Annotated in this window: 17 protein-coding genes; 10 read left to right on the top strand and 7 right to left on the bottom strand. The window is 70.2% G+C overall.

Annotation, left to right across the window (positions count from 1 at the left end; translation table 11 throughout):
- Positions 1–30: 30 nt before the first annotated feature.
- Positions 31–729 carry a response regulator transcription factor gene (locus tag QNJ12_RS03545; RefSeq protein WP_300618873.1) on the top strand — a complete coding sequence of 233 codons (699 nt, stop codon included), beginning with the start codon at positions 31–33 and terminating at the stop codon, positions 727–729.
- Complete coding sequence (locus QNJ12_RS03540; protein ID WP_300618870.1) at positions 726–2,096, top strand: ATP-binding protein; 1,371 nt, start codon at positions 726–728, stop codon at positions 2,094–2,096. The genes QNJ12_RS03545 and QNJ12_RS03540 overlap by 4 nt, the downstream gene beginning before the upstream one ends.
- A 24-nt stretch (positions 2,097–2,120) precedes the next feature.
- Here QNJ12_RS03540 and QNJ12_RS03535 read toward each other — a convergent pair whose 3' ends face one another.
- The gene (locus tag QNJ12_RS03535; protein WP_300618867.1) at positions 2,121–3,140 is read right to left on the bottom strand and encodes an LLM class F420-dependent oxidoreductase; all 1,020 of its coding nucleotides are present in this window, start codon (positions 3,138–3,140) and stop codon (positions 2,121–2,123) included.
- A 467-nt stretch (positions 3,141–3,607) separates the two neighbouring features.
- Positions 3,608–4,495 (bottom strand): proteasome assembly chaperone family protein, encoded by an 888-nt coding sequence (locus tag QNJ12_RS03530; protein WP_300618864.1) that lies wholly within the window; start codon positions 4,493–4,495, stop codon positions 3,608–3,610.
- A 68-nt stretch (positions 4,496–4,563) separates the two neighbouring features.
- Between QNJ12_RS03530 and trxA the strand changes: the two genes are divergently transcribed.
- Positions 4,564–5,268, top strand: coding sequence for a thioredoxin (gene trxA, locus QNJ12_RS03525; protein ID WP_300618861.1), 705 nt, complete (start codon positions 4,564–4,566; stop codon positions 5,266–5,268).
- A 56-nt stretch (positions 5,269–5,324) separates the two neighbouring features.
- Here trxA and QNJ12_RS03520 read toward each other — a convergent pair whose 3' ends face one another.
- Positions 5,325–6,452 (bottom strand): DUF3179 domain-containing (seleno)protein, encoded by a 1,128-nt coding sequence (locus QNJ12_RS03520; RefSeq protein WP_300618858.1) that lies wholly within the window; start codon positions 6,450–6,452, stop codon positions 5,325–5,327.
- A gap of 95 nt (positions 6,453–6,547) precedes the next feature.
- Here QNJ12_RS03520 and QNJ12_RS03515 point away from each other — a divergent pair, with 95 nt between their 5' ends.
- Positions 6,548–7,252, top strand: a complete 705-nt coding sequence (locus QNJ12_RS03515; protein ID WP_300618855.1) for a helix-hairpin-helix domain-containing protein — start codon at positions 6,548–6,550, stop codon at positions 7,250–7,252.
- A gap of 11 nt (positions 7,253–7,263) precedes the next feature.
- On the opposite strand, the gene QNJ12_RS03510 is transcribed toward QNJ12_RS03515, so the two are convergent.
- Positions 7,264–7,605: a hypothetical protein gene (locus QNJ12_RS03510; protein WP_300618853.1), complete on the bottom strand. Its 342-nt coding sequence runs from the start codon at positions 7,603–7,605 to the stop codon at positions 7,264–7,266.
- On the opposite strand from QNJ12_RS03510, the gene QNJ12_RS03505 reads away from it, so the two are divergent.
- The gene (locus tag QNJ12_RS03505) at positions 7,604–9,163 is read left to right on the top strand and encodes a ComEC/Rec2 family competence protein (RefSeq protein WP_300618850.1); all 1,560 of its coding nucleotides are present in this window, start codon (positions 7,604–7,606) and stop codon (positions 9,161–9,163) included. The genes QNJ12_RS03510 and QNJ12_RS03505 overlap by 2 nt on opposite strands.
- Positions 9,138–10,106: a DNA polymerase III subunit delta gene (gene holA / locus QNJ12_RS03500; protein ID WP_300618847.1), complete on the top strand. Its 969-nt coding sequence runs from the start codon at positions 9,138–9,140 to the stop codon at positions 10,104–10,106. Before QNJ12_RS03505 ends, holA begins: the two co-directional genes overlap by 26 nt.
- A 165-nt stretch (positions 10,107–10,271) precedes the next feature.
- On the opposite strand, the gene QNJ12_RS03495 is transcribed toward holA, so the two are convergent.
- Positions 10,272–10,703 carry a hypothetical protein gene (locus QNJ12_RS03495; protein WP_300618844.1) on the bottom strand — a complete coding sequence of 144 codons (432 nt, stop codon included), beginning with the start codon at positions 10,701–10,703 and terminating at the stop codon, positions 10,272–10,274.
- 125 nt (positions 10,704–10,828) lie between these two features.
- On the bottom strand, positions 10,829–11,074 hold the full coding sequence (rpsT, locus tag QNJ12_RS03490; RefSeq protein ID WP_300618841.1) for a 30S ribosomal protein S20: 246 nt from the start codon (positions 11,072–11,074) through the stop codon (positions 10,829–10,831).
- A gap of 123 nt (positions 11,075–11,197) precedes the next feature.
- Here rpsT and QNJ12_RS03485 point away from each other — a divergent pair, with 123 nt between their 5' ends.
- From QNJ12_RS03485 to QNJ12_RS03470, 4 genes are all read left to right on the top strand, one after another.
- On the top strand, positions 11,198–12,220 hold the full coding sequence (locus QNJ12_RS03485) for a phosphotransferase (protein ID WP_300618838.1): 1,023 nt from the start codon (positions 11,198–11,200) through the stop codon (positions 12,218–12,220).
- 32 nt (positions 12,221–12,252) lie between these two features.
- Positions 12,253–14,037 (top strand): translation elongation factor 4, encoded by a 1,785-nt coding sequence (lepA, locus tag QNJ12_RS03480; RefSeq protein WP_300618836.1) that lies wholly within the window; start codon positions 12,253–12,255, stop codon positions 14,035–14,037.
- 197 nt (positions 14,038–14,234) lie between these two features.
- Positions 14,235–14,714, top strand: coding sequence for a signal peptidase I (gene lepB / locus QNJ12_RS03475; protein WP_300618833.1), 480 nt, complete (start codon positions 14,235–14,237; stop codon positions 14,712–14,714).
- Between the two features lie 106 nt (positions 14,715–14,820).
- Entirely contained in the window at positions 14,821–15,609 is a 789-nt protein-coding gene (locus QNJ12_RS03470) for an endonuclease/exonuclease/phosphatase family protein (RefSeq protein ID WP_300618831.1), read from the top strand.
- Between the two features lie 29 nt (positions 15,610–15,638).
- Here QNJ12_RS03470 and QNJ12_RS03465 read toward each other — a convergent pair whose 3' ends face one another.
- Positions 15,639–16,052: a DUF5655 domain-containing protein gene (locus tag QNJ12_RS03465; protein WP_300618828.1), complete on the bottom strand. Its 414-nt coding sequence runs from the start codon at positions 16,050–16,052 to the stop codon at positions 15,639–15,641.
- Position 16,053 lies beyond the last annotated feature (1 nt).

Below are 16,053 nucleotides of genomic sequence, written 5' to 3'. Positions count from 1 at the left end.
TCGCACTGGTCAGCGACGAGAATGGCGTTCGTGCACGTGCTCCTCGTCGAAGACGATGCGTCGATCGCGAGCTCGCTCGTCGGCTCGCTCGAGTCCAACGGCTTCACCGTCGAGCATGTCGCGACCGGTCAGGCGGCGATCGACGCCGATCCCGGCGACGTCGTCCTGCTCGACCTCGGCCTGCCCGACATCGATGGCTACGACGTCTGCCGCCAGATCCGGGCCACCTCCGCGGTGCCGATCATCGTCATCACGGCGCGCGGCGAGGAGCTCGACCGCGTGCTGGGGCTCGAGCTCGGCGCCGACGACTACGTCGTGAAGCCGTTCGGCTTCCGCGAGCTCGTCGCGCGGATCCGAGCCGTCACCCGCCGCGCCACCGCAGCGGCCGCCGGCGCTCGCGGCGACGTCGTGGAGGCCGTCGACGTGATCGATGTCGGTCCGCTCCGCGTCGACCGGCGCACGCACCGCGTCACGCTGACGAACGATCGTGAGGAGTCCGAGCTGGCGTTGACGCCCAAGGAGTTCGAGCTGCTCTCCTTCCTCGCCGAGGACGCCGGAGCGGTCCGCAGCCGGACCGAGATCATCGAGCACGTGTGGGACGCGAACTGGTTCGGCCCCACCAAGACCGTCGATGCGCACGTCGCCGGCCTGCGGCGCAAGCTCGGGGATGCGCGATGGATCGCGGCGGTCCGCGGGGTGGGATTCCGGCTCGAGACACCCGAGCCGTGAGGAACCGTCTCCTCCTCGTGCTCGTCGGGGTCGTGGCGCTGGTGCTCGCGATCCACGACATCCCGCTCGCCGGCCACCTCAACCGTGTCGAGCGCGACCGGCTCGTGACCACGCTCGAACGCGACGCCTTCATCATCGCCGGCCGGGCCGAAGAGGCGCTGGAGGAGGGCACCGCAGCCGACGAGCCGGCGCTGCGCGCCCTCGTGGCCCGATACAGCTTCGAGGAGGACGTCCGGGTGGCGATCGTCGATCGGGACGCCACCGGCGTCGTTGCGTCACAGGCCGCCGACCTCGCCGAGGACTTCTCCAACCGACCCGAGTTCGCCCAAGCGCTCGGAGGTGAGCCGACGACGGACGACCGCTTCTCGGCGACGCTGGGTGAGGAGCTGTTCTTCGTGGCCGTCCCGGTGCTGTCGGGTGACGACGTCGTCGGCGCCGTCAGGATCAGCGCACCGTCGCGGATCGTCGACGATCGGGCGAGCGACCGTGTTCGCGGACTCCTGTTCGTGGCGCTGATCTCGCTGCTGATCGCGATCGCCGTCGCCTGGTTGTTCGCTCGCACGCTCGCACAGCCGATCCGGCGGCTCCGGCTGGCCACCGACGACCTCGCGGCCGGCGATCTCGGCGTCAGAGCCGACGACGACGACGGACCGCCGGAGGTCCGCGCGCTCGCCACGTCGTTCAACTCGATGGCGGGTCGGCTCGAACAGCTGGTCGATCGCCAGCGGGCGTTCGCCGGCACGGCCTCGCACCAGCTCCGCACGCCGCTCACCGCACTGCGGCTCCGGCTCGAGCAGCTCGCCGACCAGGTCGACAGCGGCCAGGCCGAGACGGTCGATGCGGCGCTCGTCGAGACCGACCGGCTGCACCGCATGATCGAGGGGCTGCTCGCGCTGAGCCGCGCCGACGACGCCGCCGTCGGCCCGGTCGAGGTCGACGTGGCCGCTGTCGTCCACGACCGGGCCGTGTACTGGACGCCGTTGGCTGCCGAGCGGGGAGTCACCGTCGTGGCGGATGCGCCGGAGACGGCGACCGGGTTCGCCGTGGCCGGCGCGACCGAGCAGATCATCGACAACCTCGTCGACAACGCGCTGGAGGTGTCGCCGGACGGTTCGGAGCTGATCCTCCGGCTCGTGCCGGACGACCATCATCTCGAGCTGCACGTCATCGATGCCGGCCCGGGTCTGTCCGAGGAGGACCGCGGGGCCGCCTTCGACCGGTTCTGGCGCGGCGCCGACGCGGTGCCGGGCGGCTCGGGGCTCGGTTTGGCGATCGTCCGACAGCTCGCGGCGGCGGGCGACGCCTCGACCGAGCTCCGGGAGGCGTCGACCGGCGGGGTCGACGCGGTCGTCACGTTCCGGGCGTGACGACCGGCTGCTGCGGCCGAGCGATCAGATCGCCTTCAGCTCCTCCATGACCCCCTGCCAGCGCTCGGGGTCGCTCTCGTACGGTGCGTAGAACGAGAGTCGGCTGATCACGTCGCCGTACCTCCGTGCGAGCTCGGGCGCCACGGACTCCGGCGGACCGACGACCGCGAACGTGTTGAGGATGTCATCGTCGATGAGCTCGCCCATCTCGGTCCACTCGCCCAACTTGGACATCGAGTTGAGGCGCTCTTGCAGGTCGCCCCACCCGTGGATGTCGAGCACGCCGCGATACGCCGGCGTCGAACCGTAGAACGCGATCTGCTGGCGGGTCGCGGTCGCTGCCTGCTCGATCTCCGCGTCGTTCCCGCCGGTGACGACGAACGAGGGCCCCACGATCTCGAAGCCCTCCATCGTCTTGCCGGCCTTGGCGCGGCCCCGCTCGAGCGCCGGGATCGTCACCTCGCGTAGGTACCGCTCGGTGGTGAATCCGTGGCAGAAGAAGCCGTCGCAGACCTCGCCGGCGACCTCGGTCATCAGCTCGCCGACGCCGGCGAGGAAGATCTTCGGCGGACCGAAGTCGCCGAGGTCGTCCGCGTCGGGCGTGAAGAAGGGCGTCATCAAGGTGTGCTTGTAGAACTCGCCGCGGAACTGCAGCGGCGTGCCGTGCTGCCAGGTGTCCCAGATGGCCCGGATCGCGAGGATCATCTCGCGCATGCGCGCCGCCGGCTTGCTCCACTCCATCGAGAATCGGTACGTGATGTGCGGCTTGATCTGGCTGCCGAGTCCGAGCACGAACCGGCCCCGGCTCAGCGTCTGCAGGTCCCATCCGATGTTGGCGAGCAGCATCGGATTGCGGGCGAAGGCGACGGCGATCGACGTGCCGAGCTCGATCTCGCGCGTGCTGCCCGCTGCCACGGCGAGCGGGAGGAACGGGTCGTGCGCCGTCTCGGCGGTCCAGCCACCGCTGTAGCCGGCGGCCTCCAGGTCGGCCGCCGCACCGGCCACGTTCGAGATCGGGACGTTGAGCGAACCGTCGATGCGCATGACCGGACCGTAGCGGTGCCCGCAGTGGGTCGCCGATCCGGTGGGCCGGGCGGATCCGCCTGCAAGGCTGGTCGGATGATCGACCACGAGGTGAAGGCTCACCTGCCCGACCACCTGCGATGAGTGCGCGAGGATCTCGTGTGGAAGCGCGACGGCCTCGCAGAGCACGAGATCCGGAAGCCACTCACCGCAACGGAACGAACCTCCTCGGTCTGGTGAAGCACGTCGCGATCTGGGACGCTCGACATCTCGGCGACGTCTTCGATCGGCCGTCCCGGAGCCGCTCCCACGCTGGGATGACCAATCGTGATCGGGCACCGATCACTGGGCGACCGAGACGGAGACCAGGTCCGACATTGTGGGGCTGTAACCGCCGGGTGTCGCGTCACACCGACGCGACGATCGATCGAGTGCGCCGCCCGACGAGCCGCGAGGTCAGCAGCCGACCGCCCTGTGATTCGGACCCGTCAATCCTGTTCGCGGAGGAACTCTTCGAGCTCGGCCGCCAGCTCGTCACCCGAGCGCATCTCGAGCGAGTCGTCGACGTCGTCGGTGAGTTCGACCGAGCCGTCGGACTCGTCGTAGATCTCCTCGAGTTGTGCGATCATCTGCGCGTGTTCGGCGTTGCCGGCGACCATCGCGTCGATGCGGCGGCCCTGGATCATCACGTCGCTGCGCAGCGTCGTGGCGTCGAGCACGACGTCGGTGGCTTCGCGCAACCCGTCGAGCAGTGCGACGCTCGCTGCCGGGTACGCCATCGTCGAGATGTAGTGGGGGACCTGCGCCCAGATGCCGATCGACGGGATGCCGCGATCGTGGAGCTCGTGCTCGAGGGACGCCGCGACGCCGGCGGGCACGTCGATCGAGCTGCGCAGGAACGGCACGCGCGCCAACACGTCCTGTGACGGGCTGCTGACCGAGATGCGGGCCGGTCGGGTGTGCGGCACCGCGAAGGGGTAGGCGCCGAGATGCGCCATGGCGGTGATGCCGAGCTCGGTGGCGGTGTCGCCGACGAGGCGGGTGAACCGGTGCCACGCCGTGTCGGGCTCGGGCCCCGACATCACCACGAGGTCGCGGCCGGCCTGGTCGACCCCGGTGCCGATGGTGATCCGCTCCCACTGGAGCACGGTGTTGAGCCCGTCGCGCAGCTCCATCACCGGCCGGCGGGCCCGGTAGTCGACGTACACGTCGTCGTCGAACTCGGCGACGGGTGTCGCCTCGGACTCCAGCTCGATCGCCTCCATCGCAGCTCGTGCCGCGCCACCGGCATCGATCCAGCCGGTGAGCATGACGATCAGCACCGGATCGGTCAGATCCGGTTTCGGGCCGAGCCAGCGCAGGCTGTCGTCGCTCACACCCGGCAGGGTATCTGCGGATCGGCGGGCACACTGGCGACGCCGGTGCGCGCCGGTACGCTGCCGCCATGGTCATCGACGTCACCGATGCAACGTTCCAGACCGAGGTCATCGAGCGCTCGGCCACCGTCCCGGTGGTCGTCGACCTGTGGGCCGAGTGGTGCGGTCCGTGCAAGACGCTGGGCCCGATCATCGAGAAGGTCGTCGCCGAGACCAACGGCAAGGTGGTCCTGGCCAAGATCGACGTCGACGCCAACCCGGCGGTGGCCCAGGCGTTCCGGGTGCAGTCGATCCCGATGGTCGTGGCGCTCAAGGACGGTCAGCCGGTCGATGCGTTCATGGGCGCGCAGGGCGAGACCGAGGTCCGGGCGTTCGTCGAGCGGCTCCTCCCGAGCGAGCAGGAGTCGCAGGTGGCCGACCTCATCGCCGCCGGCGACGAGGGGTCGCTGCGGATCGCCCTGCAGCTCGATCCGTCGAACGTCGACGCGACGGTCGCGCTCGCGGAGCTGCTCGTCATCAAGGGCGACAACGACGAGGCGCTGTCGCTGCTCGAGCGGATTCCCGAGTCCGACGTCACGCGGCGCATCGCCGCGAAGGCCCGGGTCGGCGTGACACCCGACGACGAGCACGACGAGACCCTGACGGCGTTGCTCGACCGGGTGAAGGACGACGACGAGGCCCGCCAGCAGTTCGTCGACATCCTCGAGCTGATGGGTCCCGACGATCCCCGCACGGCGACGTACCGCAAGTTGCTCACGTCGCGCCTGTTCTGACCCGGCGTCGCTGCCGGAACCTGGGTCGCCCCAGGAGTGAGTGGGCGTCGTGACGTTCAGCCGTCGTCGCCTCTGACCTCGACGTCGGGGAAGGCGCCGGCGACCGAGAACCAGAACGCGGTGCGGCTGGGAATCGGCTCGCCCGGCTCACCGTCGCCGTCGCCGTCGATCGCGACGACCGAGGCGCCGCCCGCGTGGGGCGTGACGCGGATGCCGAACCCATCGACGTCGTCGTCGAGTGGCTGGTCGAGGTCGTCGACTGCATAGGCGACGACCTGATCGCCGAGCTCGACCACGACGACCAGCTCGGCGAGCGGCAGCCGGTCGTCGAAGGCGGCATCGCCGACCGGGAACGCGAAGCGGCCCTCCGCGACCCGTTCCTCGTAGCCCGCGAACGAGTTGCGTTCGTAGTTGCGGCCGAAGCCGAGGTCGCGGCTGAGCACGAGCGTGTCGGGGTGCCGCTCGAGCCAGTCGCTCCACGTCGCCATCTCTGACGGCAACGTTGCCAGCTCGGCGCCGGTGAGCTCGCCGACGATGGCCCGACCCGCGACCTGCCACCAGTACGAGCCGGTCTCGCGGTCGACCATCACCATGTCGGAGTCGTGGAGGGCGCTCGTGTTCGAGAAAGTCAGCAGCTGTCCGTCGGGGAGGCGGCGGTCGTACACGACGGCGCTGTGGCACAGTGGGCAGTAGGTGACGAGGACCGCCGTGCCGGCCAGTTCGTCGTTGACGATCTCGTGGCCGTTGAGGATCTTGACCGGATAGGCGATGGGCGTGCCGTCGGCGATGTACCCGACGACCAGATCGTCGGGGCGCAACCACGCTCCGGCCGACGGATCGGCCGCGAGGTCGTCGTAGGGCGGCAGGTCGATCGGCCTGATCACGTCGAGCAGCCGGCGACGCGTGTCACGGTCGGATTCGGAGAGCCGGACGAATCCGCCGTCGAACGTGTCGAAGACGACCTCGGCGAGCGGGACGTCGTGCATCGACAGGTCGACGTCGGGAGGCGATGCATCCACCGCGCCGACGGCTTGCCGGGCGGTCAGCTCGTCGACCGGCGCCCGCTCGGGTGATGCGGTGGCCGACGCGCCCTCCGGTCCGTCGTTGCCGCAGGCCGCGACGAGTAGCGCAGCGGCGGTCAGTCCGGCGAGCGCTCGCGCCGGGCGCCGGGCAGGAGTACGCACGGTCAAGCAACCCCGGGGCGCTCGATGATCTTCCGACGCCGGTATGGTGAACGGTCCGGCTTCCTCCTGAGCGTTCCTGATCTCGGAGGTCGTCGATGTCGGACTCACCGACCCTGCCCCCTCGCCCCGAGCCGCCGCGGCGCGTCGCCGATGCTGCCACCGCGTGGCTCGCCTGGTTCGGCCCGGCGCGCCTCGCGGTGACCGTGCTGTCGGTGTTGCTGGTTGCCGCGGCCGGCTACTGGCTCGTGCGAGCGCCGGCGCCGCCGCCCGAAGCGGCCCTACCGGTTGCCGCCGGCTCGGTACCGGCCGTGACGCTCGCACCACCGGTCCCTGTCGAACCGTCGTCCGCCGGGTCGGCCGCGGCATCGACGGTGGTCGTGCACGTCGCCGGCGCCGTGCACGCAGCCGGTGTGCACGAGTTGAGCGCCGGCGCGCGGGTGCACGCGGCGATCGCCGCTGCCGGCGGAGCCACCGACGACGCCGACCTCGACGGGCTCAACCTCGCCGCACCCGTCGTCGACGGGCAGCGGATCTACGTCCCGGTCCACGGGGAGGTCGACCCGGCGACCGTGTCGACGGGCCCTGTGGGTGACGCCGGCGAGGCGTCGGGTCCGCTCGACCTCAACGACGCGACTGCGAGCCAGTTCGAGACGCTGCCTGGTGTCGGCCCGTCGACGGCCGCGGCGATCGTCGACGACCGCACCCGCAACGGTCCGTTCGCGTCGGTCGACGAGCTCGATCGGGTGCCCGGCATCGGTCCAGCGAAGCTGGCCGCGATCCGCGATCTGGTGACGGTGTGAACGACCGCGCGTCAGAGGATCAGCGACTCACCCAGGATCGTCGTGGCCGCGACCAGGGCGGCGATCGCGCCCATCACGACCGCAACGGTCAGCCACAGCAGCTCGCGCCAGTAGTCGCGCCATGACGCCACCGACGACGCGGTCGCCCGGCGCGAGGCCACGAACCCGAGCACGATCCACATCGGCACGCTGGCCAGCACGGCCAGCGGGTAGCGGCCCTCGTCGGCGAACGGGGCGCCGGCGACCAGCAGCCCCGGCGCCGCGGACACGCCGCCGATCAGCCCGATCAAGCCGCTGCTGCGACTGTCGCTCACACGCAGCGCCACCATCGCCGTCCCGCCCAGCACCGCCATGGGCAACACCCCGAACAGCGGGCCGAGCAGGCGGATGCGCGTGCGGTACCACCGGGGGCCGGCGGTGAGCGGCGCAGCTCCGGTCATCGGTCGGGGCGCGGGCTGGTCGTGGCGGGTCATCGTCTCGATCAGACGAGCCTACGGGGCCCTCGGTGCCGCGCGGCGCCACCCGCTGTCCGACGGGCTCGTCGTCGGGTGCGCGGCGGTCGCCGCAGTCGGGGCGTGGACGGCCGACTGGCGATGGTCGGTGGTGGTCGCTGCGGCCGGCGCCGTGGCGTTCCGCCTGTCGGGCGAGTCGCTGCTGCGTGCATCGTTGCTGCTCATCGTGATCGCTGTGGCGGCGGGGGTTCGTGCCGACGCAGCCTGGGACGGGCTCGCTCCCGACGCACTCGGCCCGTACGGCGGCTGGGTGCGCGTCGCCGACGATCCGCAGCCCTTCGCGTCGTCGACCCGAGTGCTGGTCGAGGTCGATGGTGAGCGGTTCGAGATGTGGGCCAGGGGCCGGGCCCGGCGCATCCGGGTGTCCGAGTGGCGGGCGGGCGAGTTCGTGTCGGTCGAGGGGCGGCGGGTGACACTCGAGCCCGAGCGGCGTGACCGCGTCGCATGGCAGCACGTCGTCGGCGAGCTGCGGGTCGACTGGGTGGCCGATCGACGGGCGGGCGGGCCGGTCGATCGGGCCTCCAACAGGGTCCGGGCGGCGATCGAGCGTGGCGGCGAAACACTGCCGGGCGACGACGGCTCGCTGTTCCGGGGTCTCGTCGTCGGCGACGACCAAGACCAGCCGAGGGCGATGATCGAACGGTTCCGCGCCAGCGGTCTGTCGCATCTGACGGCGGTCTCGGGGCAGAACGTCAGCTTCGTGCTGGCCGCCGCCGGGCCGCTGCTCCGCGCGCTGCGGCCGTGGTGGCGATGGGCCGTGACGCTGGGGTTGATCGCGTGGTTCATGAGCCTGACCCGATTCGAGCCGTCGATCGTCCGGGCAGGGGTGATGGCGGCGATGTCGGCGACGGCGTTCGTGCTCGGGCGCGAGCGCTCGCCGGCGCGGATCCTCTGGCTCGCGGTCGCCGCGCTCCTGCTCATCGACCCGTTGATCGTCCGGTCGGTCGGCTTCTGGTTGTCGGTCGGCGCCACCGCCGGCGTGGCGATCATCGGGCCCGAGCTCGCCGCACGCCTCGGTCGCCTCGGTGTCTTCGCGATGCCGGTGGGCGTCACGGTCGGCGCGCAGGTCGGCGTCGTCGTGCCGGCGGTGCTCGTGTTCGGGCGCCTGCCACTCGTCAGCATCCCGGCCAACCTGCTGGCGGTGCCGGTCGCCGGGTTCGTGATGCTCTACGGTTTGCCGGCGGGCCTCGTGGCCGGATTCGTCCCGGCGGTCGCCCCGGTCGTGATGCTGCCGTGTCGTCTCGGCGTCCGCTGGGTCGACACGATCGCGGTGCTCGGCGAGCGACTCGAACCGGGTGGTGCCGCGACGTGGGTCGGGTGGGCGGTGCTCGTTGCCGTGTTGTCGCTCATCGCTGCTATGAATCGTGATCGTCATGGCGATCCACCTGCTGACCGGTGACGACGAGTCGATCGTGCGCTCGAAGGCCCACGACCTCGTCCATGAACTGATCGGTGACGGCGACCGCAGCCTGATGGTCGACGAGTTCGAAGGCGAGGAGTACGAGCTGCGCGAAGTGGCCGACGCCGCGCAGACGATGCCGTTCCTCACCGACCGGCGCGTCGTCGTCGCCCGTGACGTCGGCCGGTTCAACAGCGACGATCTGCCGCCGATCCTCCACTACCTCGAGAGCCCGCTCGACACGACCGACCTGGTGTTCGTGTCGGGGGGCGGGCGGCTCGCCAAGAAGCTCAGCGATGCGGTCAAGGCGGCCGGCGGCCTGACCGTCAACACCAACCCGCCCAACCGCGCGAAGGACCGCCAGACGTGGGTGGCGGTCGAGGCCGAGGAGCACGGCGTGCGCCTCGACCCCGGTGCCGCGGCCAGGATCGCCGAACAGCTCGGCGAAGACGTCGGGCGCCTCGACGGCGTCCTGGCCGTGCTCAGGTCGACCTACGGCGACCGGGCGAAGATCACAGCAGGCGATGTCGAGCCGTTCCTCGGTGAGGCCGGCGGGGTGCCGCCGTGGGACTTCACCGACGCGATCGACGCCGGGAGAACCGCCAAGGCGCTGATGCTGCTGGGCCGGATGATCCACGGCGGGGAACGGCACCCGCTGCAGATCATGGCCATCCTCCACACGCACTACGGTCGCCTGGCGCGCCTCGACGGCGTCGACGCCACCAACGAGAACGAGGCGGCCGAGGCGATGGGCATCAAGCCGGGCTTCCCGGCCAAGAAGGCGCTCGGCAACTACCGGCGCCTCGGCGGGGGTGGCGTGCAGCGGGCGATCGAGCTGCTCGCACGGGCCGACCTCGACCTCCGCGGCGACACCGATCTCGACAGCGAGATGGTGATCGAGGTCCTCGTCGCCCGCCTCAGCCGCCTCGGCTCACGACGCTGAACCCTTGCCTGGCGAAGCCTCGCACACCGGCCCATCTCAGCGGCCGGTCGCGTCGCGCCGGCGGGGCGGGCCGAGCGAAGAAGCGGCGGCGCCACGGCGTCGTTGCGGAGACAGCGAGCTCGGGAGGCGCAGGGGAGCGGCCTGGCCGCAACCCGGAGCCCGTTGCTAGAACAGCAGCCAGCGGAGCGTCAGGGTCAACGCGGCGAGGGCCACGAACACGCCGATGCCGACCGCCTTGCCGTAGCGGTGGTAGAGCCAGGCGGTGAACGACCATCGCACCTCGTAGTCGGGGTCGTGCACCTGGCGGAGCTGCCCGGTGAGCCACATCACCGGACACCCGAGCGTCGCCACCTGCAGCACGACCATCAGCGTGAGCAGGAAGAAGAACGTCGGCCCCGAGAACCAGGCCGCTCCGACGACGACGAGGGCGATCACGATCGGGAAGTGCAAGATGTCGATCGCCGTCGCCAGGTGCCACCAGACGACGGTGTCCGACCGCCGGCTGTCGCCGTCCGCTGGTCGCCGGCTCCGTTCGGATCCGACGAGCAGGTCGAATCCGGCTCCGGCCGAGCCGACGTCGGGGCGTCGCTCCTTCATCAGGAACGATCGTAGGTCGGCGCCACGGCGAAAGCGCCCGGAACGCGACGAAGCCCGGGCTCGAGCCCGGGCCTCGTCCAGATGTGGTGGATCGACAGGCGACAGGCGCCGGCGACCCGGTGCCGCTAGGAAGCGGCGTTGACCCGCCGCATCAGGCGGCTCTTCTTGCGGGCTGCGGCGTTCTTGTGGATCACGCCCTTCTGCGCTGCGCTGTCGATCGTCTTGATCGCGGCGCGGACGGCCTCGTCGCTGTCCGGCTGGGCGACGGCGCTCTTCAGACGGCTCTTCATCTCGCTACGAACGGCCTTGTTGCGCTCGTGCGCCTTGGCGTTGGTGAGATTGCGCTTCTTCTGAGACTTGATGTTCGCCACGTGGCAGTTCCTCTTCGATCTTCGGGCCCGGCGGTCTCCACCGAGCAGCGCACTGAGGCTATCGGCGCGGCCGCGACATCCCCAACGCCTCGCCGGCCCGCCGGGGGCTAGCGTCGGCGCACCATGACGGCCCATCCGGAACGGTTCGAGGAGCTCCCGGTCCGCGCCCAGGTGCACCGGCTGCGGCAGGTCGCGCTACGAGCGCTCGGCGAGTACCCGATCGAGCCGGCCCGCGTCCGCTTGCTCGCACATGAGTGCAACACGTCGTTCCGGGTCGACACGACCGACGGGCGCCGATTCGCCCTGCGGCTCGGCATGGCGGCGACGTCGACCTCCGCCCAACTCCAAGCCGAGACCGCATGGCTCACCGCGCTGGCACGCGACACCGATGTGGTCGTGCCCGTGCCGCTCGCCAACTCCGCCGGCCGATTGCACACGTCGGCCTACTGCCAGTCCCTCGACCGCGAGCTTCCCGTCGCCGTCATGTCGTGGCTGCCGGGTCGCGACCTCGACGAGCCGACCCCGGCCGCCATGGTGGCCTTGGGACGGATCACGGCGCATCTGCACGACCACGCCGAACGCTGGCGCATCCCGCCGGGTGCTGGCGTGCCGAGCCACGCCGACGTGCTCGTGGGGGAGGACGACCTGCTCGTCGCCGCCCACATCGATCGGCCGCGCGCGGACATCGACGTCGTCAGGTCGGCCCTACGCGCCGCGCAGGACGCGACCGACGACGCCTGGTCGGCTGGCGGCGAGCGCATCCTGCACGGCGACCTCCACCCCTGGAACGTGAAGTGGCTTCGCGGCCGGATGTCGGTGTTCGACTTCGACGACGTGTTGACCGGCGTCCCGGTGCAGGACCTCGCGATCAGCGCCTACTACCTCGATGACGACGCGGCGTTGCGCGACGCGCTGCTCGCGGGCTACTCGGAGATTCGTCGGCTCCCCGCCTACGAGCCGGAGCAGTTCGATGCCCTGCTGGCGGGGCGGAACCTGCTGCTCCTCAACGACGTGGTCGTCAGCCAGAACGCCGACATCCGAGCGATCCGCGAGCGGTACGTCACGAACTCGATCACCAAGCTCCGGGCGTTCCTCGAGACCGGGCGGTATCGGCATCGGGTCGACGGATTGCTCCCGACGGATTGAAGTCGGAGCCGCCGGTAGCGTGGACACTCGCCATGGAGCTGTCTCGCATCCGCAACTTCTCGATCATCGCGCACATCGACCACGGCAAGTCGACGCTGTCCGATCGCATCCTCGAGATCACGGGCGCGGTGCAGGCGCGGGACATGAAGGCCCAGTTCCTCGACTCGATGGACCTCGAACGTGAGCGCGGCATCACGATCAAGGCGCAGAACGTCCGGGTCGAGTGGCACGGGCATGTCTTCCACCTGATCGACACGCCCGGCCACGTCGACTTCGGCTACGAGGTCAGCCGCTCGCTGGCGGCTTGTGAGGGCGTGGTGCTCGTCGTCGACGCGGCGCAGGGCATCGAGGCGCAGACGCTCGCCAACTGCTACCTGGCGCTGGAGAACGACCTCGAGATCGTGGCCTGCCTCAACAAGATCGACCTGCCGGCGGCCGACCCCGATCGCTATGCGATGGAGATCGAGAACGTGCTCGGGATCCCGGCCGAGGACATCCTGAAGATCTCGGCCAAGACGGGCGACGGCGTGCCCGAGCTGCTCGATGCCATCACCGATCGGATCCCGCCGCCCGTCGGCGACGCCGACGCTGCCCTCCAGACGCTGATCTTCGACTCGCAGTTCGACCAGTACCGCGGCGTGGTGTCGTCGGTGCGGGTGATGAACGGGCGGCTCACATCGGGCTCGCGCCTTCACTTCATGCAGGCCGGCGCCGACCACGAGGCGCTCGAGATCGGTGTCCGGCGACCCGAGAACACGCCGGTCGGCGAGCTCGGTCCCGGTGAGGTCGGGTACCTGATCGCCGGCATCAAGGACGTCGGCGAGGCGCGATCGGGTGAGACCATCACCACCGCGTCGAAGGGCGCGGAGGAACCGCTGCCCGGCTACCAGGACCCCAAGCCGATGGTGTTCTCGGGGCTGTTCCCGATCGACGGCGACGACTTCGAGGCGCTGCGCGACTCACTCGGCAAGCTGAAGCTGAACGATGCGTCGATCACGTACACACCCGAGTCGTCGGGCGCCCTCGGGTTCGGGTTCCGCTGCGGGTTCCTCGGGCTGCTGCACATGGAGATCGTGAAGGAGCGACTCGAGCGCGAGTTCGGGCTGGCGCTCATCGCCACCGCGCCGTCGGTCGAGTACCGCGTCACCGACACCGTCGGTGACATGACGGTGGTGAGCAACCCGGCCGAGCTCCCCGTCGTGCAGAAGATCGACGTCATCGAAGAGCCGGTGTTCAAGACCACCATCATCACGCCCAAGGAGTACACGGGCGCGCTGATGGACCTCTGCCAGAGCCGCCGCGGCGAGATGAAGCGGATGGAGTACCTGTCGCCCGAACGGGTCGAGCTCGACTACGAGATCCCGCTCGCCGAGGTCGTCGTCGACTTCTTCGACCAGCTCAAGTCGCGCAGCCAGGGGTACGCCAGCCTCGACTACGAGCTGGCGGGCTACCAGCAGGCCAACCTCGTCAAGGTCGACATCCTGCTCAACGCGATCCCCGCTGATGCGTTCTCGACGATCGTCCATCGTGAGAACGCCGAGGCGTACGGCCGGCGGATGTGCGAGAAGCTCAAGGAGTTGATCCCACGCCAGATGTTCGACGTGCCGATCCAGGCCGCCATCGGCGGCAAGATCATCTCCCGCGAGACGGTCAAGGCCAAGCGCAAGGACGTCACCGCCAAGTGCTACGGCGGCGACATCAGCCGCAAGCGCAAGCTGCTCGAGAAGCAGAAGGAGGGCAAGAAGAAGATGAAGTCGATCGGCCGCGTCGAAGTGCCCGGCGACGTCTTCATCAGCGCCCTCAAGCTCGACGATTGACGATCCGCCGCGACGCGGTTTCACGTTGTGTCAGACACAACGTGAAACGCTCGCCTCCGATGCGCTGTCGCCTCGCCCGGCCGTGCGGCGCGCTTCAAGCGGGGGAGGGTTCGTGACGATGGGCTCGTATGGACGAGGTGCGGGCGGAGCCGGTCGCGGCACCGGTTCAGGAGGCGGGCGCGGCGACAATGTGGCCGTTGCCGCAGTGGCTGACGGTGCTGTGCATCGTGGGCGGCGCGCTGGCCGCCGTCGTCCTGTCGATCCCGTTCGTCGTCTCGACGTGGGTCGTCGAAGGGGACTCGATGGCGCCGACGCTGCACGCAGGGGAGCGGATCGTCATCAACAAGCTCGCCGGCGATCCCAGCCTCGGCGATGTCATCGTGCATCGGGTCGTCACCCCGGGCGGCCGACGACATGACTACGTGAAGCGCGTCGTGGCCGTCGGTGGCGACACGGTCAGCTATCTCGACTGCGTGCTACACCGCAACGGGTCGGCGGTGGACGAGCCCTACGTCCTCGATGCCCTGGGCAGCTGCGGCGGTGATCTCGACGAGCTCGTCGTCCCCGACGGACACGTGACGGTGCTCGGCGACAACCGCGCCGACTCGGTCGACAGCCGCGTCTACGGGCCCATTCCGAATGCTGACGTCGCAGGCACGCTCTGGTTCCGACTCTGAGCATCCGTCGAGAGCGCGGTCACGTTCGGCGCACGTGGCATGATCATCTGGCCGCGTTGCCGTGGGGATGCGACGGAGCAGGCGGCAGCGAGACGAAGGGAACTCGATGCGGGTCGCGACGTGGAACGTGTGGTGGCGGAACGGGGACTGGGAGGCGCGCCAGCCGGCGATCCTGCAGGCGCTGCGCGACATCGACGCCGACATCGTCGGGCTGCAGGAGATGAGCTCGCGCGATCCCGACCAACCCGCCTGGCTGCGCGAGGAACTGGGCTATCACCTCGTGGCTTCGCCCGACGCCGATGAAGACGAGCACGCGCTGGTCAACGCGATCGCGTCGCGGTGGCCGATCGTCGATGCGGTCTGGCACTACCTCGACGTGGGCGACATGAAGCCGCACCGCACGGTGTTGCGCGCCACGATCGACATGCAGGGCACCGTGCTGCAGGTCTACTGCACGCACCTCTCACACGGCTTCGACCAGAGCGATCTCCGGCGGCGTCAGCTCGACCAGATCGCCGGCATGGTCGCCGCCGAGCGGGGCGACCCGGCGACCTCGTTCCCGCCGATCGTGCTCGGCGACCTCAATGCGGTTCCCGAGAGCGACGAGATCCGCCGAATGACGGGCCTGAGCGCGCCCGCCGCCGACGGCCTCGTGTTCACCGATGCGTGGGCGCAGATCGGGAACGGCGACGGAGCGACGTACTCGGCCCACAACCCGTACGTGGTCGACTCCGCCTGGCCCGAGCGACGGCTCGACTACGTGCTCGTCGGATGGCCCCGCCCGCGCCCGCAGGGCAATCCGGTGCGGGGTCGGCTGTTCGGCGTCGGTCCGGTGCGCGGCGTGGTCGCGTCGGACCACTATGGCGTCGTCGTCGAGCTGCAGGGCCCTGCCTGACGGCCGGGGCGGCCCGTTGCCGGGGTCGTCTACCGGTCCAGCTCGTAGGCCTCCGTCAACAGGTCGCGGAGGTCGTCGTCGATCTCGTCGGGGCTGGCGACGTTGGCCACGTGCCAGTACGTGCCGCTGTGCTCGATGATCTTGCGGGTGATCGTGGGGTGGGTCGCCCGGTGATCGAGGTTGAAGCCGATCGCCACCCAGCGGTCCTTCGGCCGGAGCTCGGCGAACTTGCGCGGGTTCTTGAGGAAGATGCCGACCGACACGACGTCGAGGTGCACCGGGCCGACCGTCTCGAGGTGCGCCATGACGGCGTCGAACACGGGGCGCTCGTGGGCGGGGCCGGTCTCGAAGTACTCCTCGAGCGACAAGCCCGGTGCGCAGTCGTGCGACTGCCCGCTGCGGCCGAAGAACCGGCCACAGTCGGGACAGGTCCAACCGGACACG

It is taken from the genome of Ilumatobacter sp., assembly GCF_030065885.1.
Taxonomy (GTDB): Bacteria; Actinomycetota; Acidimicrobiia; order Acidimicrobiales; family Ilumatobacteraceae; genus Ilumatobacter.
The sequence above is the reverse complement of the archived record's forward strand: the minus strand, read 5'-3'. Positions and strand labels throughout refer to the sequence as shown.